The following is a 19,510-nucleotide window of genomic DNA, read 5'->3' as shown; positions in this document are numbered from 1 at the left end:
GGGCCCGGAACTCAGACCCGACTACTGCCGCCGTGCTGGCGGCCTTTTAACGCTGTACCCAAGGAAGTCCAGATGCTTTCCATCCGGATAATGTGCCACGGTGGCTGTTCGGGTCGAGAGGTCCCTCGAAACCGCCGGAAACGTTGAAGCACTTGCCGTAGCCGGCCTGCGTCATTGCGATGGCCGCGGACTGGCTGCGCTGACCCGAGCGGCACAGGAAGAAGAGCTCGGAGCCCTTGTCAAATCCCCGTTGCTCCAGAAGCGCACTCAAACTATCCGCAAAGTCGGTGACCGGTGCGGCGGGCGGAAAACTCTGCCATTCCACGAACAGCGTTTCCTTACCCATTGCCGAAAGATCCGGCACGCCGACAAAATTCCATTCCGCCTGTGTACGCACGTCGATGAGAACGGTAGTCTCACTGCTCGAAAGCCGTTCATAGGCCTGAGCGGAATCCACATCGCCTGCGTACTGATCAGAAATTTGCATGACAGCCCCCTGTATCAATGGCGATGCCATTGACGTCATGTATTTCAATTTTTTTATTTTGAGAGGTTAAAGCTCAAGGAGCCTTGCGGTCATGAAATGAAAATTTACTAATGTATTCATTTCGGTGATGGGTTTGCTTGTGCTCTGAATTCTGGTTGGTCGACTTGGTCATTTCTTATCCAAACAGATTAGTTTTTGTTCTCTTCGCCGGTTGTCTGCGCTCCCGACTTCCTAAACATACATAGCCCCCCCACCGTCGGCAACAGCGTCGGTTTAACAAATTATAAACGCCTCCAAAGCTCCCCTACGTCACTTCTCCCCGCCCCCATTTTCGCAACCGGCCAAAAGCGTTTTGTCTCAATGATTTTTCCAAATATGTATTCATAAAAGGGCCCGAAACTGGAGGGGCGAAAAAAAATTTAAGAGATTTCCCTTGACTCGGATGAATTGCAGTCCATGGGGGGTGCAGTAACTACATATGCATGTAAGTTATTGAAAACAAAAAGAAAATAATGACAGAGCCTAGGCTCGCAAATTCTTCCGATATTGCAATTGTGTTTAGCCGTATCAGCCTCGATTTAATTGCACGGCTAAAAAAAACCCGGCACGCTGGCCGGGTCTTTTTGAACTCGATTTTACCGCTTGTATCAGGCGCCGAGGGCCTTCACGCGGGCATTCAGACGCGACACCTTGCGGGATGCCGTATTGGCGTGAAGAACGCCCTTTCCGGCTGCGCGCATGATTTCCGGCTGAGCAGCTTTCAGGGCGTCGCTTGCAGCTGCCTGGTCTCCGGAAGCGATTGCTTCTTCGACCTTGCGCAAAAAGGTCCGCACGCGGCTCCGACGAGCTTTGTTCGTGGCCGTCCGGCGGGCAATCTTGCGGGCCGCCTTCTTGGCCGAGGGTGTGTTGGCCATGGGCTCAATCCTGGTCCGTGAGTGGAACAAATGTCCGGTTACAATCAGAACTTCCGGCCATCGGCAAGAAAGTCCCAGATCAAATAGCAACGGTGGCAGGGATCCCGCCACCGGTTGGGCGCTGCTTATAATCGTGCCTCAGGCCTCAGTCAATGGCCTTTGCCACGTGAAATCCGCATTATTTGTTGCGGAACTGCGGCGTGCGCTTTTCGATGAAAGCATTCATGCCCTCGGTCTGGTCTTCCGTGGCGAAGGTTGCATGGAAAACCCGGCGCTCGAAACGGATACCTTCTGCAAGCGTCGTTTCATAGGCCCGGTTCACGCTTTCCTTGGTCAGCATGGCGACCGGCATCGAGAAGTCCGCGATCTTTTCCGCAACTTTCAAGGCTTCTTCAAGAAGTTCGTCGGCGGGAACGACCCGGCTGACCAGCCCGCTGCGCTCGGCTTCTTCCGCATTCATCATCCGACCGGTCAGGCACATTTCCATGGCCTTGGACTTGCCGACGAAGCGGGTCAGGCGCTGGGTGCCGCCCGCGCCCGGCATGACGCCGAGGGTGATTTCCGGCTGGCCGAACTTGGCCGTATCGGCGGCAAGGATGAAGTCGCACATCATTGCCAGTTCGCAACCGCCGCCGAGCGCATATCCGGCAACGGCGGCAATGATCGGCTTGCGGTTGCGTGCGACCCGGTCCCAGGGCGTGATCAGGTCGGTCAGATAGGCCTGGGCGAAATCGAACGGCTGCATTTCCTTGATGTCGGCGCCGGCGGCGAAAGCCTTTTCCGAACCGGTCAGGACGACACAGCCCACGCGCTCGTCTTCCTCGAAGCCGTCGAGAGCGGTGGCGACTTCCTTCATGAGGGCCGCATTCAGCGCGTTCAGCGCCTTCGGGCGATCAAGGGTTATCAGACCGACTCTGCCGCGTTTTTCGACGCGAATGTTCTCATATCCCATCTGGCGTTTCCCCTAACAGGTTCTCAATGGGATAGAGGGGTAACCGACCCCATTGCGGCTGGCAACACCGTTGCACCTACGCTGATGGACTAACGCTGGCACTTCGGGCAGTGGAAGGTCGAGCGGTTGGACTGAACGATCCGCGCAATCGTGCCGGTGCAGCCTTCCCTCCGGCAGGGTTCCCCCTCCCGGTCATAGACCGCAAAATTATGCTGGAAATAGCCGAGAGAGCCGTCTGCCTGGGTGTGATCGCGCAAGGACGAGCCGCCGGCTTCAATCGCCTCCTGCAGGGTATCGCGAATATGCGCGGCGAGGGCGGTGGTCTTGGCGGTTGCCCTGCCGGTCTTGCCCGCGATCGACCCGGCCTGTCGCGCCGGGTTCAGGCCCGTCCGCCACAGCGCCTCGCACACATATATGTTGCCGAGACCGGCAATGAGCTTCTGGTTGAGAAGGGCCGCCTTCAGGGAAGTGGTCTTGCCGGCAAACAGGCGCGACAGCGTTTCCCCGTCGAGCGCGTTGCCGAGTGGTTCAAGCCCCAGGTTCACAAACAACGGATGAGACGAAAGCTCGGGGCGCGGAACGAGCGTCATGAAGCCGAACCGTCGCGGGTCATTATAGATCACGCGCGCGTCTGTGCTCTTGGTGGTCTTCAGATGAAAGACGATGTGGTCGTGTTTGGGGTCCTTTGAGCGGGCAAGGGCAAAGGCGCCCGGTGTATGCTCTATGTCCGCCTCGACCCGGAACGATCCGGACATGCCCAGATGCATGACCAGCACATCGCCGCTGTCCAGATCCGCCAGCAGATATTTCGACCGTCGGGAAAGCGCCGTGATCGTCCGGCCTTCCAGACGCGCCTTGAAATCCGGCGGGAACGGAAACCGGAGATCTGGCCGGTTCTGGTCGAGCCTGACGATCCGAGCGCCTTCCAGGGACGGGGCAAGACCCCGGCGCACGGTTTCCACCTCGGGCAATTCTGGCATGGATCGGACGGGCTCCTTCAGCCGACAAAACGTGGCGCTTGCGGCATATGACACTTTCGGCAAGCGGATGATAGCCTTCGCAAGAGGCTTGTACTATGTTCCGCCGCAAATCGGATCGCGACGGATCTTCGGCACCGCGATAAGGCGTACCGGACACCAAAACAAGTCCAGGAGAGATAGACATGATGCAGGACGGCCAGCAACGGCAGCGGACCTCGAGCCGCTCTCCGGAAGACATGCCGACCAGCTTCGGGTTCACCACCGTCGGTGAAGGCGAAAAGCAGGCGCTTGTCGACGATGTCTTTCACAAGGTAGCCGAGCGCTACGATCTCATGAATGATCTGATGTCCGGCGGCATGCACCGGGTCTGGAAGGACGCGATGGTGTCCTCGCTCGCGCCGCCCAAATCGGGCGCGCGGCCGTGGACCCTGCTCGACGTGGCTGGCGGCACCGGAGACATTGCCACGCGGGTCGTGCGCCGTTCGGGCGAGACCGTGAAGGCGGTGGTGTGCGATATTAATGAATCGATGCTCTCCGTCGGCCGCGACCGGGCGGAAAAGGCGGGCCTTTCGGAGCTGATCCGCTTCTCCCAAGGCAATGCGGAAGAGCTGCCGTTCCCCGACAAGAGCTTCGATGCCTACACGATCGCTTTCGGTATCCGCAACGTGCCGGATATCCCGAAGGCGCTCAGCGAAGCCTATCGGGTGCTGAAGCGTGGCGGCCGGTTCCTGTGCCTGGAATTCTCCGATGTCGACGTTCCGATGCTGGACAGGGTCTACGATGCCTTTTCCTTCAATGCGATCCCGGTCATGGGCCGGATGGTCACCGGGGATGGCGAACCCTATCGCTATCTGGTGGAATCGATCCGCAAGTTCCCTCATCAGGATCGTTTCGCCGAAATGATCCGCGACGCCGGCTTCGAGCAGGTGACCTGGCGCAACTATTCCGGCGGCATCGCGGCCCTTCATTCCGGCTGGAAACTCTAATCCATGGGGATTGCAGTGATGCCGTTTTTCCGCCTCGCGCGGGCGGGTTACGTAATGGCGCGCGAGGGCGTGTTCGGGCTGGCGCATCTTCCGGACCTGCCGTCCGGTCCACGCCTGGCGATCGGCTTCGCGAGGCTGTTCGAGCGCCGCTCCGTGCGCAACAAGAGCGCGGAACTGCGGCTGTCGGATGCGCTCAACCGGCTCGGACCCTCTTACGTGAAGCTCGGCCAGTTCCTGGCAACCCGCGCCGACGTGGTCGGCAAGGAGGCCGCGCGCGAACTCTCCGCTTTGCAGGATCGCTTGCCGGCCTTCTCGCAGAAAGAGGCCGAGGCGGCGGTTGCCGAGCAGCTCGGCAAGCCGGTTGACGAGATCTTCCTCGACTTCGGCGAGCCGGTGGCGGCCGCCTCTATCGCCCAGGTGCATCCCGCAATCGTGCTTGATCGGGACGGCACGGAGCGCAAGGTCGCGGTCAAGGTTCTGCGTCCCGGCGTCGCCCGAAGGTTCCGGCGCGACCTGGACAGTTTTTATCTGGTCGCCCGTGTCGCGGAGCGGTACCATCCGCCCTCAAGGCGACTGAGGCCGGTTGCCATCGTCGATACCCTGGCCCAATCCGTCGCGCTGGAAATGGATTTCCGCCTGGAAGCAGCCGGTCTTTCGGAAATGGCGGAAAACACCGCCAACGACCCGGGGTTCCGGGTGCCGGACGTCGACTGGATCCGCACCTCCAAGGGCGTGCTCACCATGGAATGGATCGACGGCCGCAAGATGTCGGACGTCGAGGGTCTGAGGGAAGACGGCCACGACCTGGAGGCGCTGGGCGCCGCCGTCATCCAGAGCTTCCTGCGCCATACCCTGCGCGACGGCTTCTTCCATGCCGACATGCACCAGGGCAATCTCTTCGTGGAGCCGGACGGCACGCTGGTCGCGGTCGATTTCGGCATCACCGGCCGGCTCAGCGTGCGCGAGCGCCGGGTTCTCGCCGAAATCCTGTTCGGCTTCATTACCAGGAACTACCGCCGGGTGGCGGAGGTGCATTTCGAGGCGGGCTATGTGCCGGCCAATCAGGATATCGACATGTTCGCCCAGGCGATCCGGGCGATCGGCGAACCGATCCATGGCCATGACGCCAGCGAGATTTCAATGGCGCGGCTTCTGACCCAGTTGTTCGAGGTCACCGAACTGTTCGACATGCACACCCAGACCCAGCTCATCATGCTGCAGAAGACCATGGTGGTGGTCGAGGGCGTCGCGCGCACGCTGGACCCGCATCTGGACATGTGGAAGACGGCCGAACCGGTGGTCGGCGGCTGGATCAGGGACAACCTGGGTCCCGTCGGCAAGATCCGGGATGCGGGTGCGGCCCTCGGCGCGCTCACCCGGGTCGCCAACGACCTGCCGATCTTCGCCGACCGGGTCGGGCGCATGTCGGAAGAACTGGAAAGCATGACCGCCAACGGCCTGCGCTTCGACCAGGCCACCGCGGAAGCCATCGGCAAGGCCGAAGCCCGCCACACCCGCTCCGGCCGGATCGCGCTCTGGGTAATCGCGATTGCCGTGGTGGCTTACGTTATTCGTTCATTTTAACAGAACGGGGTCTGGAAGCGCCGCTTCTCACCCCTTCGTCACCCGCCTCAGCGTCAGATTGATCCGTCCGCCGTTCTTGAGCAGCGTCGAGGAGCCTTTCAGGATCCGGTCGATGCCGTGATAGGCAAGCCGCGCCTCGCCGCCGAGCACGACCACGTCGCCGGAGGCAAGGCGCATGGACGTCGTCGGGCCCTTGCGGCTGGTGCCGCCGATGCGGAAGGTCGCGGTGTCGCCAAGTGAAACGGATACGACCGGCGCGTCGAAGGTGTCCTCGTCCCGGTCCTGATGCAGGCCCATCTTCGCCTCCGGAGCGTAAAAGTTGATCAGGCAGGCTTCCACGGGCGGACAGTCCGGCGCGACGGTCTGCCACAGCTCGGTGAGCATCTGCGGCATCGGTGGCCAGGGCCTGCTCGTGACCGGGTGCGTTGCCTGATAACGGTAGCCGTTGATGTCGGACACCCAGCCGAGAGGTCCGCAATTGCTCATGCGCACGGAAAACGGTTTTCCGGTGCGGGGCATGACCGGCTGGAACAGGGGCGCCTCGGTCAGAATCTTCCGGATGGTCTCGACGAGGTCTTCCTGCCGGGCTCTGTCGAAATAGCCGGGCAGATATCGAAAGCCTGACAGGCCGGGAAGCGTGATTTCCTGCATGGGTCTTTTTAGTCGCCACCGCAGCCGCTGCAACCCGATCCGCCATCGCTGCCGCAGCCCGAACCGCCGCAGCCCGAGCCGGATCCGGATTTGGCCGTAGCCTTCTTCAGGAGCGCGATGCCGATGACGATCAGGGCGAAGAGCGCGATCAGGAACGCCTCCGTGTGTTCCGTAGCCCAGTGCAAGACCATGTTGCGCAGTTTTTCAAGAACGGTATCGCCGTGTGGCGATCCATGGGCCAGCGCCACGCCGGCACCGGCGATTGGAAGAATGAGCGCAAGGAAAAGGGCATGGATGCCGGCCGGAATTCGTTCCGTTTTCCTGAAGATCTGCCTGAGAAAGACCGGCAGGCCCGGTCTGGGCAGGATCCAGACGTCCCTGGTGTTGACCCGTTTGAAATGCGGAGCCCTTCCGAAGCGGATGTCGGCCGGTGGCCAGATGTCTTCCGGCGGTTCGCCGAACTCCTGCCGGTAGAGTTGAAGCGTCTTTTCATAGGCCGCCTTGAACAGGTCCGCCTGATCCGGTCCGCCCTTGGTCGGCATGTGGTGCAGAGGGCCTCCAAGAGCCTGTGTGAAAGGACCCCAATAGTGCTTTGTATAGATCATGTGCAGGTGCCAGGCCTGATCGACCTCGTCACTCGGCGTTGCCAGGCCGTCTCCAAGACGGCACAGATAGGCAAAGCGTTGATATTCGAGGATCACGCGCTGGGCGAACCCATGGCTCCAGCCGTTGTCGCGGGCAAGCCGCTTCGAAAACGGGAACGGGGCGTCCAGGTCGTCCGGATGACAGTTTGAAATGCGTTCCCAAAGCTGCGGATCCCGCATGGATCTCTCCTCTAACAGGTGAGAAAACACCTTAGCCTGTGAAATCCTGTCAATGGTAACGTTCCTGGAAGAATTGTCGGTCATTAAAATGGCTGACAGCGAAACGCTGCACCCAGGTGTCTTGCGGCAGCAAGTTCATCCACCTATATAGCGATCAACGCGCTCTGCGCGACGTCCGGATGTGACTTCCGGATATCTTGTGAGAAGGAACCGAGGGGATGCCGCTACGGGTCTTTTCGGTTTGCTAGAAAGAGAGGCAAGTTATGGCAAAGGTCATTGGTATCGACCTCGGCACGACCAATTCGTGCGTCGCCGTCATGGACGGCAAGAATGCAAAAGTCATCGAGAATGCGGAAGGCGCACGTACCACGCCTTCGATGGTGGCATTTTCCGACGACGGCGAACGTCTCGTCGGCCAGCCGGCCAAGCGCCAGGCAGTCACCAACCCCACCAACACGCTGTTCGCAGTCAAGCGCCTGATCGGCCGTCGCTATGACGACCCGACCGTCGACAAGGACAAGGCTCTGGTTCCCTTCAACATCGTCAAGGCAGACAATGGCGATGCGTGGGTCGAAGCCAGCGGCGAGAAGTATTCCCCGTCCCAGGTTTCCGCCTTCATTCTTCAGAAGATGAAGGAAACCGCCGAATCCTACCTCGGCGAAAAGGTAACCCAGGCGGTCATCACCGTTCCGGCCTACTTCAACGACGCCCAGCGTCAGGCCACCAAGGACGCCGGCAAGATCGCGGGTCTCGAAGTCCTGCGTATCATCAACGAGCCGACGGCAGCCGCGCTCGCCTACGGTCTTGACAAGAACGACGGCAAGACGATCGCCGTTTACGACCTTGGCGGCGGTACCTTCGACGTGTCCGTCCTGGAAATCGGCGATGGCGTCTTCGAAGTGAAGTCCACCAACGGCGACACCTTCCTCGGCGGTGAAGACTTCGACATGGTCCTCGTCGACTACCTGGCCTCCGAATTCAAGAAGGACCAGGGCATCGATCTGAAGCAGGACAAGCTCGCTCTGCAGCGTCTGAAGGAAGCTGCCGAAAAGGCCAAGATCGAACTGTCTTCCTCCACCCAGACGGAAGTCAACCTGCCGTTCATCACCGCGGATGCCTCCGGTCCGAAGCACCTGACCCTGAAGCTCACCCGCGCAAAATTCGAATCGCTGGTCGACGAACTGGTCAAGCGCACCATCGAGCCGTGCAAGGCGGCCCTGAAGGACGCAGGTCTTTCCGCCGGTCAGATCGACGAAGTGGTTCTCGTCGGCGGCATGACCCGTATGCCGAAGATCCAGGAAACCGTTCAGAACTTCTTCGGCAAGGAGCCGCACAAGGGCGTGAACCCGGACGAAGTGGTCGCCATGGGTGCTGCCATCCAGGCCGGTGTTCTGCAGGGTGACGTCAAGGACGTTCTGCTGCTCGACGTGACCCCGCTGTCGCTGGGTATCGAAACCCTCGGCGGTGTCTTCACCCGTCTGATCGACCGTAACACGACGATCCCGACCAAGAAGAGCCAGGTGTTCTCCACCGCTGAAGACAATCAGACGGCCGTGACCATCCGCGTCTTCCAGGGTGAGCGTGAAATGGCTGCGGACAACAAGGTCCTCGGTCAGTTCGACCTGGTCGGCCTGCCGCCGGCACCGCGCGGCGTGCCGCAGATCGAAGTCGCCTTCGACATCGACGCCAACGGCATCGTCAACGTGTCGGCCAAGGACAAGGGCACCGGCAAGGAGCAGCAGATCCGCATCCAGGCTTCCGGTGGTCTCAGCGACGCCGACATCGAGCAGATGGTCAAGGACGCCGAAGCCCATGCGGACGAGGACAAGAAGCGCAAGGAACTGGTGGAAGCCCGGAACCAGGGCGAATCCCTGGTCCACTCCACCGAAAAGTCGCTGAAGGACTACGGCGACAAGGTCAGCGCGGAAGACAAGTCCGCCATCGAAGAGGCTCTGGCCGCTTTGAAGACCGCGCTCGAAGGCGAGGCTCTGGAGGATATCCAGGCCAAGACCCAGGCTCTGGCCGAAGTGTCCATGAAGCTCGGCGAAGCCATGTATCAGGCGTCCCAGGCTGAAGGTGCCGACGCTGCCGAAGGCGGCGAAGAAGCGGCAGCCAAGGACGAGGACGTCGTCGATGCGGACTTCGAGGAAGTCAAGGACGACGACCAGAAAGACCAGAAGTCGGCCTAAGCCGAATAAAATTGCGGTCTGCGGGCGGAGTTTGCCCGCAGGCCGTTTGTTTATTCTCCGATCCTTGAAACTATTTGTAGCCCGCAGCCGAAGGTTTGCTGTAGGGATGTACGGATGACAGCGAGCCGCCATAGGCACGGCAAGACTGAGTATTCTTGATGGCCAAACGCGATTTCTACGAAGTTCTGGGTGTTTCGCGCGATGCGGACGAAAAGGCGCTGAAAAGCGCCTATCGGAAGATGGCGATGAAATACCATCCCGACCGCAATCCGGGCGATGCGGCCGCGGAAGCCAGCTTCAAGGAAGTGAACGAAGCCTATGACACGCTGAAGGATGACCAGAAGCGGGCCGCCTATGACCGGTTCGGCCATGCCGCGTTCGAAAACGGCGGATTTGGCGGTGGCGGTGCCGGGCATGGCGCCGATTTCCACTCCACCATGTCGGATATCTTCGAGGAATTCTTCGGCATGGGCGGCGGCGGCCGGCGTGGCGGCGGCGGCGGTCGGGAGCGCGGGGCGGACCTGCGTTACAACCTCGAAATCAGTCTCGAAGAAGCCTTCAGCGGCAAGACGGTGGAAGTCGAGGTTCCGACCAGCGTGACTTGTGAAGCCTGTTCGGGCTCCGGCGCCAAGCCGGGCAGCAGCCCGACAGCCTGTCGGACCTGCGGCGGAGCCGGACGGGTCCGCGCGGCCCAGGGCTTCTTCACGCTGGAACGCACCTGCCCTTCCTGTCAGGGACGAGGCCAGGTGATCTCCGATCCGTGTTCCGATTGTGGCGGTGCCGGGCGCACCACCCAGGAACGGACGCTCTCCGTCAACATCCCGGCCGGGATCGAGGACGGCACGCGCATTCGCCTTGCCGGCGAAGGCGAGGCAGGCCTCCGCGGCGGGCCGGCCGGCGATCTTTATATTTTCCTGTCGCTGAAACCGCACGACCTGTTCCAGCGGGATGGTGCCGATCTGTATTGCCGCGTGCCGATTTCCATGACGACGGCGACGCTCGGCGGGCAGTTCGATGTTCCCACCGTTGACGGCTCGACCAGCCGCGTGAAGGTTCCCGAAGGCACCCAGGCCGGCAAGCAGTTCCGCCTGCGCGGCAAGGGCATGCCGGTCATGCGTTCCAGCCAGCATGGGGACATGTACATTCAGGTCACGGTCGAGACGCCGACCAATCTGACCAAGCGTCAGCGGGAGCTGCTGGCAGAATTCGAACAGGAAAGTTCCGGTGAAAATCACCCGGAATCTGCCGGGTTCTTTTCTAAGGTCAAGGACTTCATCGATAATCTCGGTGCGTGACACCGATCATGGCCTTGAAATGGGCCCAATGTACTTTTTACAGTGCTCGCAGCCATGAGCCGGAGGACCTTTCGTTGTCGCATATGTCGGATTTGGGTTCTGATACCCTGAAAGCGAAGGTTCGAAAGGTTCGTGCCTTGAAGGCCAAGGCGCTCGACGAAGTCCGGTTTCTGAAGTCCTGGATAGAAAACCCCCTCAAGACCGGTGCGGTTTCTCCCTCCGGGCCGGCACTGGCCGCTCGGATGGCGTCTTATCTCGACGTGGCTCCGGGCGCCCGATATGTCGAACTCGGGCCGGGAACCGGTGTCGTCACCAAGGCAATCTTCGACCGCGGCGTCAGCCACAAGAATCTGACCGCGCTCGAATACAGCTCCGAATTCTGCAAGCTTCTGAATTCCCGCTATCCGGGCCTGGATGTCCTGCAGGGTGACGCCTATGCGCTGAAAGGGGAACTCGAGGCCCATTTCGGTGTGGCCCCCGACGGGTTGAAGGCCGGCCTCGACGGGATCGTCTCGTCCCTGCCGCTGCTGACCCGTCCCGAGCCCGCCCGGCTCGCCCTTCTGGAGGAAGCCATGACGCTTCTGAAGCCGGGGGCGCCTTTCATTCAGTTTTCCTATGGAATTTTCCCGCCCGTCCGGCCCTCCTGCGGCACCATAAGCGTGACCCCGTCGGAATGGATCTGGAAAAACCTCCCCCCGGCGCGGGTCTGGGTCTATCGCAAGATCCACTGATAGCGGCGGCAGGCCTTACGGCGCACTCGAACTTCACCGACCGGATTTCCCTCCCATATTGTGAGGGGAGCCTTCAAAGGAGATGACATGCGCCAACCCCGGATCCTGACATTCTCAGGCTCGGCCCGTGCCGGGTCCCTCAACGCGAAACTGGCCGCCCTGGTCGGCAAACACCTTGCTCTTGCGGATGCGGAAGTGACGCGTCTCTCGCTCAAGGACTATCCGATGCCGATCTATGACGGCGATCTGGAGGCGCAGGACGGCGTGCCGCAGAACGCACGCAAGCTGAAGCGTCTGATGCAGGAAAGCGATGGCATCTTCATTGCCTGTCCGGAATATAATGCCGGCGTCACGCCGCTTTTGAAGAACACCATCGATTGGGTCAGCCGTGTCAAGGATCCGGGCGAGAAACCCATGGCGGCCTTCAGATCCCCGGTTTTCGCGATCGGAGCCGCTTCGCCCGGGGCGTTCGGCGGCATGCGCGGACTGATCGGCATGCGCACGATCCTGGAAGTCGGGCTCGGGGCAATGGTGTTGCCGCAAATGGCCGTCGTCGCACGGGCGGCCCAGGGGTTCGACTCCAAGGGAGACCTTACGGACGACCGTGCGGCCGGTCAGCTTGAGACCCTGGTCAAGTCCCTGTTGCGCCAGACCCGGTTCCAGATGTCCCAAAGGTCCTCGTAAGGCTTCCGTTAACTTGGAATCGCCGGAAGGCCGAATTACATAGGTCTCGACGAGAGACGTTTAGGCGGCCGGTCCGACCGGACTTCGGCCGGTCCCAGCCCAGATGAGGAAGACATGAGCGATAGCCGCGAACCCGCGACCTGGCATGGCACCACGATCCTGATGATCCGCAAGGGAGGCAAGGTCGTGATTGCCGGCGACGGCCAGGTTTCGCTCGGCCAGACCGTGATCAAGAACACCGCCCGAAAGGTCCGCCCGCTTGCCAAGGGTGAGGTGATCGCCGGTTTTGCCGGGGCGACGGCGGATGCCTTCACCCTGTTCGAACGGCTGGAAGCGAAGCTGGAGCAATACCCCGGTCAGCTCATGCGCGCCTGCGTCGAGTTGGCCAAGGACTGGCGCACCGACCGGTACCTGCGCCGTCTGGAAGCCATGATGCTGGTTGCCGACAAGCAGGTATCCCTGGTGCTGACCGGCACCGGCGATGTTTTGGAGCCGGAGGGCGGCGTCATGGGCATCGGTTCCGGTGGCAACTATGCATTGGCTGCCGCCCGGGCTCTGGTAGACAGCGAACACGATGCGGAAACGGTGGCGCGCAAGGCGATGGCGATCGCCGCCGACATCTGCGTCTACACAAATTCCAATGTGCTTGTTGAATCCCTGGACAGCGAGACCTGACCGGGCTGCCGGGGCCAAGGCGTTTCCGTCATCGCTCCCGGGCGTTTTTTGACCGGCACACGTGACATTCCCTATTTGATGGTAAAGACATGACAGATTTTTCCCCCCGCGAGATCGTTTCGGAACTGGACCGCTACATCGTTGGCCAGAAAGACCGCCAAGCGCGCCGTGGCGATCGCCCTGCGCAACCGCTGGCGGCGCCAGCAGCTCGACGGCGAGATGCGTGAAGAGGTTCTGCCGAAGAACATCCTGATGATCGGCCCGACCGGCGTCGGCAAGACGGAGATTTCCCGCCGGCTGGCAAAGCTCGCCAATGCGCCGTTTGCAAAGGTGGAGGCGACGAAATTCACCGAGGTCGGGTATGTGGGCCGCGACGTGGAACAGATTATTCGCGACCTGGTGGAAGCCGGCATCGCCCTGGTGCGCGCGGAAAAGCGTGAGGCGGTGAAAGCCAAGGCGCATATTCTGGCCGAAGAGCGGGTGCTCGATGCGCTGGTAGGAACCAGCGCCAGTCCCGCGACCCGTGAAAGCTTCCGTAAGAAGCTGCGTGACGGCGAGATGGACGAAAAGGAAATCGAGATCGAAGTCCGGGCGCAGCCGCAGATGCCGAGCTTCGATCTGCCGGGTATGCCGGGTGCGAGCGTCGGCGTGATGAACGTGTCCGATCTGCTCGGCAAGGCGTTCGGCGGTCAGACCAAGACCAAACGGACGACTGTGAGCGAATCCTATGATTTCCTGATCAATGAGGAATCCGACAAGCTGCTCGACGAGGACAAGATCATCCAGGAAGCCGTGTCGCTGGTGGAAAATTCCGGCATCGTCTTCCTCGATGAAATCGACAAGATCTGTGCCCGAGAAGGCCGCGGCGGTGCCGATGTTTCCCGCGAAGGCGTGCAGCGCGACCTGTTGCCGCTGATCGAGGGAACCGTGGTTTCCACCAAACACGGACCGGTAAAGACCGACCACATTCTCTTCATAGCCTCCGGCGCCTTCCATGTCGCCAAGCCCTCCGACCTGCTGCCGGAACTGCAGGGCCGGTTGCCGATCCGGGTCGAACTCAGGGCGCTCACCAAGGAAGACTTCCGCGCGATCCTGACCGAGCCGGAAGCAAGTCTGATCAAGCAGTATGTGGCTCTGATGAAGACGGAAAACCTCAACCTGTCTTTCACCGAAGACGCGATTGAGGAGATTGCCTCGGTTGCCGTCGACCTGAACGCGTCCATCGAGAATATCGGGGCTCGCCGCCTGCAGACGGTGATGGAGCGGATCCTGGACGAAATCTCCTTCACCGCTCCCGACCGGGACGGCGAAACCGTCGAGATCACGGCGGACTATGTCCGGGAGAACATCGGCGAACTGGCGAAGAACGTCGATTTGTCGAAATTCATTCTCTAGGCACCGCTGGAAAGATCCCGCACGATTCATTCCGACAGGTGCAGCGCCATGTCACAGGCTCGACCCATGCGGGACTGTTCATGACCCAATCGTCCTGCTTGCAGGCGGGCGCGGCGGATGGCAGCATGCGCGCATGGTAGCGATCAGAAAGAGCAACGAGGAAGGTCACCGCCGGAAGTTTCTGGTGGTGGTCGACGATACGCCGGAATGCGACCGCGCGATCGTCTATGCCGCCAAACGGGCGGCGCGGACGAGCGGGATCGTGACGCTTTTGTTCGTGGTCGCCCCGGGCGACTTCCAGCACTGGCTCGGCGTTGAGGACATCATGCGCGCGGAGGCCACGGAAGAGGCCGAAGCGACGCTCGCCAAGGCGGCGGAACGGGTACGCTCCGTCGCGAAGATCGAACCGGAGACCGTCATCCGGGAGGGCAACAAGGCCGAAGCGGTTCTGGAACTTATCGAGGCTGACACGGACATCGCCATTCTCGTTCTGGCAGCCGGGACGAGTTCGGAAGGACCCGGGCCCCTGGTGTCGTCCATCGCCGGGAAATCTGCCGGAAACTTCCCGATCCCCGTGACGATCGTGCCTGGAAACCTGGACGACGATTCGATCGCGGCGCTGGCCTGACGCCGTCCGGACAGGAAAAAGGTTCGCCCCGGCGGGGTTGATATTTCCGGTCACGGGTATATCTACATTTTAATTATTCCAAAGTGCGCTCATATGGGTTAGTACTTATCATCGTATTTTTACGATGGACTGACGGAAGCGAACAGGACAGGCGCGGCGGTATCGCCGCAGGGACACGATATGTTTATTCAGACCGAAGCAACGCCGAATCCGGCAACCCTGAAATTCCTGCCTGGGCGGGTCGTCCTGCCGGAAGGAACCTACGACTTCCGCTCGTCCGCCGACGCGGCGGCTTCTCCGCTTGCGGAAAAGCTGTTCCAGGTACCCGGCGTGGTGGCGATCTTTTTCGGCCACGATTTCATCACCGTCACCAAGGACGACACGGACTGGCAACACATGAAACCCGCCATCCTCGGCGCGATCATGGAACAGTTCATGTCCGGCCAACCGGTGATGGCGACCGGTCAGGCCGAAGACCTTGAAGATGGCGAATTTTTCGAGAAGGCCGACGAAGACACCGTGAACGTCATCAAGGACCTTCTGGAAACCCGCGTCCGTCCGGCCGTGGCGCAGGATGGTGGCGACATCACCTTCAAGGGCTTCAAGCAGGGCGTGGTCTATCTGTCCATGCGCGGCGCCTGCGCCGGTTGCCCGTCTTCCACCGCGACCCTCCAGCACGGTATCCAGAACCTTCTGAAGCATTTCGTTCCGGAAGTTCAGGAAGTCCGCCCGATCTAGAAAATTCTCTTCGGTTCGAAGAGGTTGGGCCCGGCGCTTCGCCGGGCCTTTTCGTTTGTGCACTGGCCCCGGGCGCGCTTTCAAGGTTGCAAGCCCGACCTTCGGGCTAAGTCCAAAGCGCATCTGGACGGGTGCGAAGGACACGGGTAATGGAAACGGACCATGCGCGTTCTTGCCATCGATACCGCCCTTGCCAATTGTGCCGCTGCCGTCTGCGATGACAGTGCTGCGACCCCGTGTCTGGAAGTCAGCAGCGAGGAAATCGGCCGGGGCCACGCGGAAAAGCTGATGGATATGATCAGTGAGGTCATGGCGGAATCCTCCACCGCGTTCACCGATCTCGACCGGGTGGTGGTCACGACCGGCCCGGGCAGTTTTACCGGATTGCGTGTCGGTCTGTCCGTTGCGCGCGGTTTCGGTCTCGTTCTCGGAAAGCCGGTCGTGGGTGTGACCACGCTCGCAGCCCTCGCCTGCGCTGCGGCAAACGATCCGAAAGCCGGATCGTCGATCCTGGTGGCGCTGACGGGAAAAGGCGAGGAAGTCTACTGCCAGACGTTTGACGGCCATGGTGAGCCTGCCGGCGAACCTGCCGTGCGGACTCTGACCGATCTTAAGGACAGCCTTCCAGCCGATGTGACCTTTGCCGGTTCGGCGGCCCGTGCGGTGGCCGAAGCGGCGGGATACGGCGAGGAACGGATCTTGTCGGAATGCGGCTATCCGGATATCAGGGATGTTGCGCGGCTTGGAATCTCGGCCGATCCGAAACAGGCGACCCCCGTGCCGCTTTACCTGCGGCCGCCCGAGGCCTCGCCGCCGAAATCGGGAAGGATCGAAAGGCAATGAGTTTCTGGTGGTTCCGGACGGCACCGCCTGTCGTTGAGGACGCGCTGGATGAAGATCTGCCGAAGCTCGCGGAAATCCATGCGAAGTCCTTTGCCCATGACTGGGATGCGGAGGAGCTGGCGCGCCTGAAGGCGCAGCCGGGCGTCTCGGTGAGCGTCGCCCGCCGGGCAAGCCCCTATGGCACGCGCAATCCGCTCGGATTTCTGATCCTGCGCCAGGCCGCCGACGAGGCGGAGGTGATTACCATTGCCGTCGATCCGCGGTATCGCGGCCGCGGGATTGCCCGGAAACTGATGAAGGACGGCATGTTCCGTCTTTACGGCGACCGCTGCGCCAGCCTGTTTCTGGAAGTCGACGCCGCCAACGAGCCGGCCCTCCAGCTTTACAAGGCCCTCGGGTTCCGTCAGGTCGGCGAGCGCAAGGGCTATTATCGTTCCGGTGATGGGGATGGCACCGCGCTTGTCATGCGCGTGGATCTTCGTAAATCGCTTGCCCCATGACCGAAGATCGAGGCAGGAGCAATGGCCCAGATTAAGGCAGTCCTGACGATCCTTGCTTTGACGGTCGTCTCCCTTGTCCTGATCCCGCTGCAGTGGCTGGCGATGAAGGCCGGCCATCCGGTTCAGCGCAAGCTGCCGCATCTCTGGCATGTGATCGCGACCCGCCTGGTCGGTATTCGCATTCATCAGGAAGGAAAGCCGACGGCCGACCGCCCGCTGCTGATCACGGCGAACCATGCCTCCTGGGTGGATATTACGGTCGTCGGCTCTCTGATCCCGCTGTCCTTCATTGCCAAGTCGGAAGTCTCCGGCTGGCCGGTGTTCGGCTTGTTTGCGAAGCTGCAGCGAACGGTGTTCGTCAACCGAACCCGACGCACTGAAACCGGCCGGACCGCGGATGAAATCGCACGGCGCATGGCTGAGGGCGACGCAATGGTGCTTTTCGCCGAAGGGACCTCGAACGACGGCAATTCGGTGCTGCCGTTCCGTTCCGCCCTGCTGGGGGCGGCGACCCGGGCGCTCGGCGACGACGGCAAGGTCTGGGTTCAGCCCCTGTCGGTCGCCTATAGAAGCCTCCATGGCCTGCCGATGGGCCGACAGTTTCGCCCCCATGTCGCCTGGTACGGCGACATGGAACTTGCCGGTCATCTCTGGGGCGTCTTCACCGAAGGCGCACTCGATGTGGTGGTGACCTGGGGCGAGCCCGTGGAGGTGGATGCAACGACCGACCGCAAGGCGCTGACCCGCAATCTGGAGGCAGCTGTCAGAACCATGACCGTCGCATCGCTGACCGGCGCTGAGAACCGGCGGCAAGAATCTGCCGAAAACCCGGCCGCTTCCCTATTCTCAAGCGAGGAAAAACCGGTTAAAGCAGGCGCAGAACAGTGAGGGCGCCGAACTTGCGCCGGAAAATGCGTGCATACCGGGGCCTTGAGGTCCGTTTGGCCGCTAACCATCTACCAAAGATCTCAGAGAGTGTGAGCTATGCGGCCCAGCCGTCCGGAAGTTGAAATCGTTGAAGCCCCGACCCGGGACGAGACCGGCACCAACCGGAAGCGGAAGGTCTTCGTGCGGACCTACGGCTGTCAGATGAACGTCTATGACAGCGACCGCATGACCGACGTGCTGGCGCCGGAGGGTTTTCAGCCGACCGAGGATCTGGAAGACGCCGATCTGGTGATCCTGAACACCTGCCACATCCGGGAAAAGGCTGCCGAAAAGGTCTATTCCGAGCTTGGCCGTATCCGGAAGGTCAAGGAAGAACGCGCGCGCCAGGGCAAGGACATGATGGTTGGCGTTGCCGGCTGTGTCGCTCAGGCGGAAGGCGAGGAAATCGCCCGCCGCGCGCCCATCGTCGATCTGGTGATCGGCCCGCAGAGCTATCATCGCCTGCCGGGCCTTCTCGCGAAAGCCGGTGCCGGCGAAAAGATCGTCGAAACCGAGTTCGATATCGACGCGAAGTTCGCGCACCTGTCGGAACAGGCTGCCGCGCCCGTGAAAAAGCGGCCGCCGGCAGCGTTCCTGACCGTGCAGGAAGGCTGCGACAAGTTCTGCACCTTCTGTGTCGTACCCTACACCCGCGGTGCCGAGGTGTCCCGGTCTGTGGAACAGATCGTCACGGAAGCGGAGCAGATGGCAGCATCCGGTGTCCGCGAAATCACTCTTCTCGGCCAGAACGTCAATGCGTGGCACGGTGAAGGCTCCGAAGGAACGGCCTGGGGCCTCGGCCGGCTGCTGCGCCGGCTGGCGGAGATCGACGGTCTCGACCGGCTGCGCTACACCACCAGTCATCCGCGCGACATGGACGACGAGCTGATCGCGGCGCACCGGGACCTGAAAGCCCTGATGCCCTATCTGCATCTGCCGGTTCAATCCGGCTCAGACCGGATCCTGAAGGCGATGAACCGTCGCCACACCCGCGAGGATTATTTCCGGCTGATCGACCGGATTCGTGAGGTTGCGCCCGATATCGCCCTGTCCGGCGATTTCATCGTCGGTTTCCCGGGCGAAACAGACCAGGACTTCGAGGACACGATGGACCTGATCCGGCGGGTCGAATACGGCTCAGCGTTCTCGTTCAAATACAGCTCGCGGCCCGGCACACCCGGCGCAACCATGGACGATCAGGTGCCCGAAGACGTCAAGAGCGCACGGCTTGCCGCCCTTCAGGACCTCGTCGCCGCGCAGCAAAAAGCCTTTAACGCCTCTCGGCTCGGCATGACCTGCGATGTGCTTCTGGAGCGCAAGGGCCGCAATCCCGGCCAGTTGGTCGGCAAGTCGCCCTGGCTGCAGGCGGTTCAGATCGACGCGCCGGAAAATCTGATCGGCAGCATACAAGCGGTGGAAATCATCGAGATCGGTGCCAATTCGCTGTTCGGACGGCTGATTGAAAGGCAAGATGAAAGCGGATCAAATGGTCCAGGCGCCATCAAGGAGGCGGCATTTGACGCGTGA

General features: G+C 61.3%; 19 protein-coding genes and 1 pseudogene. 14 read left to right on the top strand and 6 right to left on the bottom strand.

Annotation, left to right across the window (positions count from 1 at the left end; translation table 11 throughout):
- Positions 1-46: 46 nt before the first annotated feature.
- The 4 genes from ABIN98_RS02505 to mutM form a co-directional block, all read right to left on the bottom strand.
- A complete protein-coding gene (locus ABIN98_RS02505) occupies positions 47-526 on the bottom strand; it encodes a rhodanese-like domain-containing protein (RefSeq protein WP_346907190.1) in 480 nt (159 codons plus the stop codon).
- Positions 527-1,134: 608 nt separating this feature from the next.
- On the bottom strand, positions 1,135-1,401 hold the full coding sequence (gene rpsT / locus ABIN98_RS02500) for a 30S ribosomal protein S20 (RefSeq protein WP_190292970.1): 267 nt from the start codon (positions 1,399-1,401) through the stop codon (positions 1,135-1,137).
- A 178-nt stretch (positions 1,402-1,579) separates the two neighbouring features.
- Positions 1,580-2,353: an enoyl-CoA hydratase gene (locus ABIN98_RS02495; protein WP_346907093.1), complete on the bottom strand. Its 774-nt coding sequence runs from the start codon at positions 2,351-2,353 to the stop codon at positions 1,580-1,582.
- 89 nt (positions 2,354-2,442) lie between these two features.
- A complete protein-coding gene (gene mutM / locus ABIN98_RS02490; RefSeq protein WP_346907091.1) occupies positions 2,443-3,333 on the bottom strand; it encodes a bifunctional DNA-formamidopyrimidine glycosylase/DNA-(apurinic or apyrimidinic site) lyase in 891 nt (296 codons plus the stop codon).
- A 185-nt stretch (positions 3,334-3,518) separates the two neighbouring features.
- On the opposite strand from mutM, the gene ubiE reads away from it, so the two are divergent.
- Positions 3,519-4,319, top strand: a complete 801-nt coding sequence (gene ubiE / locus ABIN98_RS02485; protein ID WP_346907188.1) for a bifunctional demethylmenaquinone methyltransferase/2-methoxy-6-polyprenyl-1,4-benzoquinol methylase UbiE — start codon at positions 3,519-3,521, stop codon at positions 4,317-4,319.
- Between the two features lie 3 nt (positions 4,320-4,322).
- The gene (gene ubiB / locus ABIN98_RS02480; protein WP_346907089.1) at positions 4,323-5,903 is read left to right on the top strand and encodes a 2-polyprenylphenol 6-hydroxylase; all 1,581 of its coding nucleotides are present in this window, start codon (positions 4,323-4,325) and stop codon (positions 5,901-5,903) included.
- Positions 5,904-5,930: 27 nt separating this feature from the next.
- Here the strand turns inward: ubiB and ABIN98_RS02475 are convergent, their stop codons facing one another.
- Complete coding sequence (locus tag ABIN98_RS02475; RefSeq protein WP_346907087.1) at positions 5,931-6,554, bottom strand: alpha-ketoglutarate-dependent dioxygenase AlkB; 624 nt, start codon at positions 6,552-6,554, stop codon at positions 5,931-5,933.
- 8 nt (positions 6,555-6,562) lie between these two features.
- Complete coding sequence (locus ABIN98_RS02470; protein WP_346907085.1) at positions 6,563-7,378, bottom strand: hypothetical protein; 816 nt, start codon at positions 7,376-7,378, stop codon at positions 6,563-6,565.
- Positions 7,379-7,641: 263 nt separating this feature from the next.
- Between ABIN98_RS02470 and dnaK the strand changes: the two genes are divergently transcribed.
- From dnaK to miaB, 12 genes and pseudogenes are all read left to right on the top strand, one after another.
- Positions 7,642-9,567: a molecular chaperone DnaK gene (gene dnaK, locus ABIN98_RS02465; protein ID WP_346907084.1), complete on the top strand. Its 1,926-nt coding sequence runs from the start codon at positions 7,642-7,644 to the stop codon at positions 9,565-9,567.
- A 158-nt stretch (positions 9,568-9,725) separates the two neighbouring features.
- Positions 9,726-10,862 carry a molecular chaperone DnaJ gene (gene dnaJ / locus ABIN98_RS02460; protein WP_346907081.1) on the top strand — a complete coding sequence of 379 codons (1,137 nt, stop codon included), beginning with the start codon at positions 9,726-9,728 and terminating at the stop codon, positions 10,860-10,862.
- 83 nt (positions 10,863-10,945) lie between these two features.
- Positions 10,946-11,593 carry an rRNA adenine N-6-methyltransferase family protein gene (locus ABIN98_RS02455; RefSeq protein ID WP_346907079.1) on the top strand — a complete coding sequence of 216 codons (648 nt, stop codon included), beginning with the start codon at positions 10,946-10,948 and terminating at the stop codon, positions 11,591-11,593.
- A gap of 87 nt (positions 11,594-11,680) precedes the next feature.
- A complete protein-coding gene (locus tag ABIN98_RS02450; protein ID WP_346907078.1) occupies positions 11,681-12,277 on the top strand; it encodes an NAD(P)H-dependent oxidoreductase in 597 nt (198 codons plus the stop codon).
- Between the two features lie 114 nt (positions 12,278-12,391).
- On the top strand, positions 12,392-12,952 hold the full coding sequence (gene hslV, locus ABIN98_RS02445) for an ATP-dependent protease subunit HslV (protein WP_346907076.1): 561 nt from the start codon (positions 12,392-12,394) through the stop codon (positions 12,950-12,952).
- An 89-nt stretch (positions 12,953-13,041) separates the two neighbouring features.
- Positions 13,042-14,347 (top strand): annotated as a pseudogene (gene hslU, locus ABIN98_RS02440) (ATP-dependent protease ATPase subunit HslU).
- Positions 14,348-14,480: 133 nt separating this feature from the next.
- The gene (locus tag ABIN98_RS02435; protein ID WP_346907074.1) at positions 14,481-14,975 is read left to right on the top strand and encodes a universal stress protein; all 495 of its coding nucleotides are present in this window, start codon (positions 14,481-14,483) and stop codon (positions 14,973-14,975) included.
- Between the two features lie 180 nt (positions 14,976-15,155).
- Positions 15,156-15,713 carry a NifU family protein gene (locus tag ABIN98_RS02430; protein WP_346907072.1) on the top strand — a complete coding sequence of 186 codons (558 nt, stop codon included), beginning with the start codon at positions 15,156-15,158 and terminating at the stop codon, positions 15,711-15,713.
- 162 nt (positions 15,714-15,875) lie between these two features.
- Positions 15,876-16,556: a tRNA (adenosine(37)-N6)-threonylcarbamoyltransferase complex dimerization subunit type 1 TsaB gene (tsaB, locus tag ABIN98_RS02425; RefSeq protein ID WP_346907070.1), complete on the top strand. Its 681-nt coding sequence runs from the start codon at positions 15,876-15,878 to the stop codon at positions 16,554-16,556.
- Positions 16,553-17,056, top strand: coding sequence for a GNAT family N-acetyltransferase (locus ABIN98_RS02420; protein ID WP_346907068.1), 504 nt, complete (start codon positions 16,553-16,555; stop codon positions 17,054-17,056). Before tsaB ends, ABIN98_RS02420 begins: the two co-directional genes overlap by 4 nt.
- Before the next feature lie 21 nt (positions 17,057-17,077).
- Positions 17,078-17,944, top strand: a complete 867-nt coding sequence (locus ABIN98_RS02415; RefSeq protein WP_346907066.1) for a lysophospholipid acyltransferase family protein — start codon at positions 17,078-17,080, stop codon at positions 17,942-17,944.
- 96 nt (positions 17,945-18,040) lie between these two features.
- On the top strand, positions 18,041-19,510 hold the full coding sequence (miaB, locus tag ABIN98_RS02410; protein ID WP_346907064.1) for a tRNA (N6-isopentenyl adenosine(37)-C2)-methylthiotransferase MiaB: 1,470 nt from the start codon (positions 18,041-18,043) through the stop codon (positions 19,508-19,510).

Source organism: uncultured Roseibium sp. (assembly GCF_963675095.2).
In the GTDB taxonomy this organism is placed as follows: Bacteria; Pseudomonadota; Alphaproteobacteria; order Rhizobiales; family Stappiaceae; genus Roseibium.
This window is presented reverse-complemented; position numbering and strand designations above follow the sequence as displayed.

Excerpts from the sequence above, each read along its gene's own strand:
- ABIN98_RS02505 (WP_346907190.1), bottom strand. The coding sequence starts at position 526 with ATGACGTCAATGGCATCGCCATTGATACAGGGGGCTGTCATGCAAATT.
- rpsT (WP_190292970.1), bottom strand. The coding sequence starts at position 1,401 with ATGGCCAACACACCCTCGGCCAAGAAGGCGGCCCGCAAGATTGCCCGC.
- ABIN98_RS02495 (WP_346907093.1), bottom strand. The coding sequence starts at position 2,353 with ATGGGATATGAGAACATTCGCGTCGAAAAACGCGGCAGAGTCGGTCTG.
- mutM (WP_346907091.1), bottom strand. The coding sequence starts at position 3,333 with ATGCCAGAATTGCCCGAGGTGGAAACCGTGCGCCGGGGTCTTGCCCCG.
- ubiE (WP_346907188.1), top strand. The coding sequence starts at position 3,519 with ATGCAGGACGGCCAGCAACGGCAGCGGACCTCGAGCCGCTCTCCGGAA.
- ubiB (WP_346907089.1), top strand. The coding sequence starts at position 4,323 with ATGGGGATTGCAGTGATGCCGTTTTTCCGCCTCGCGCGGGCGGGTTAC.
- ABIN98_RS02475 (WP_346907087.1), bottom strand. The coding sequence starts at position 6,554 with ATGCAGGAAATCACGCTTCCCGGCCTGTCAGGCTTTCGATATCTGCCC.
- ABIN98_RS02470 (WP_346907085.1), bottom strand. The coding sequence starts at position 7,378 with ATGCGGGATCCGCAGCTTTGGGAACGCATTTCAAACTGTCATCCGGAC.
- dnaK (WP_346907084.1), top strand. The coding sequence starts at position 7,642 with ATGGCAAAGGTCATTGGTATCGACCTCGGCACGACCAATTCGTGCGTC.
- dnaJ (WP_346907081.1), top strand. The coding sequence starts at position 9,726 with ATGGCCAAACGCGATTTCTACGAAGTTCTGGGTGTTTCGCGCGATGCG.
- ABIN98_RS02455 (WP_346907079.1), top strand. The coding sequence starts at position 10,946 with ATGTCGGATTTGGGTTCTGATACCCTGAAAGCGAAGGTTCGAAAGGTT.
- ABIN98_RS02450 (WP_346907078.1), top strand. The coding sequence starts at position 11,681 with ATGCGCCAACCCCGGATCCTGACATTCTCAGGCTCGGCCCGTGCCGGG.
- hslV (WP_346907076.1), top strand. The coding sequence starts at position 12,392 with ATGAGCGATAGCCGCGAACCCGCGACCTGGCATGGCACCACGATCCTG.
- ABIN98_RS02435 (WP_346907074.1), top strand. The coding sequence starts at position 14,481 with ATGGTAGCGATCAGAAAGAGCAACGAGGAAGGTCACCGCCGGAAGTTT.
- ABIN98_RS02430 (WP_346907072.1), top strand. The coding sequence starts at position 15,156 with ATGTTTATTCAGACCGAAGCAACGCCGAATCCGGCAACCCTGAAATTC.
- tsaB (WP_346907070.1), top strand. The coding sequence starts at position 15,876 with ATGCGCGTTCTTGCCATCGATACCGCCCTTGCCAATTGTGCCGCTGCC.
- ABIN98_RS02420 (WP_346907068.1), top strand. The coding sequence starts at position 16,553 with ATGAGTTTCTGGTGGTTCCGGACGGCACCGCCTGTCGTTGAGGACGCG.
- ABIN98_RS02415 (WP_346907066.1), top strand. The coding sequence starts at position 17,078 with ATGGCCCAGATTAAGGCAGTCCTGACGATCCTTGCTTTGACGGTCGTC.
- miaB (WP_346907064.1), top strand. The coding sequence starts at position 18,041 with ATGCGGCCCAGCCGTCCGGAAGTTGAAATCGTTGAAGCCCCGACCCGG.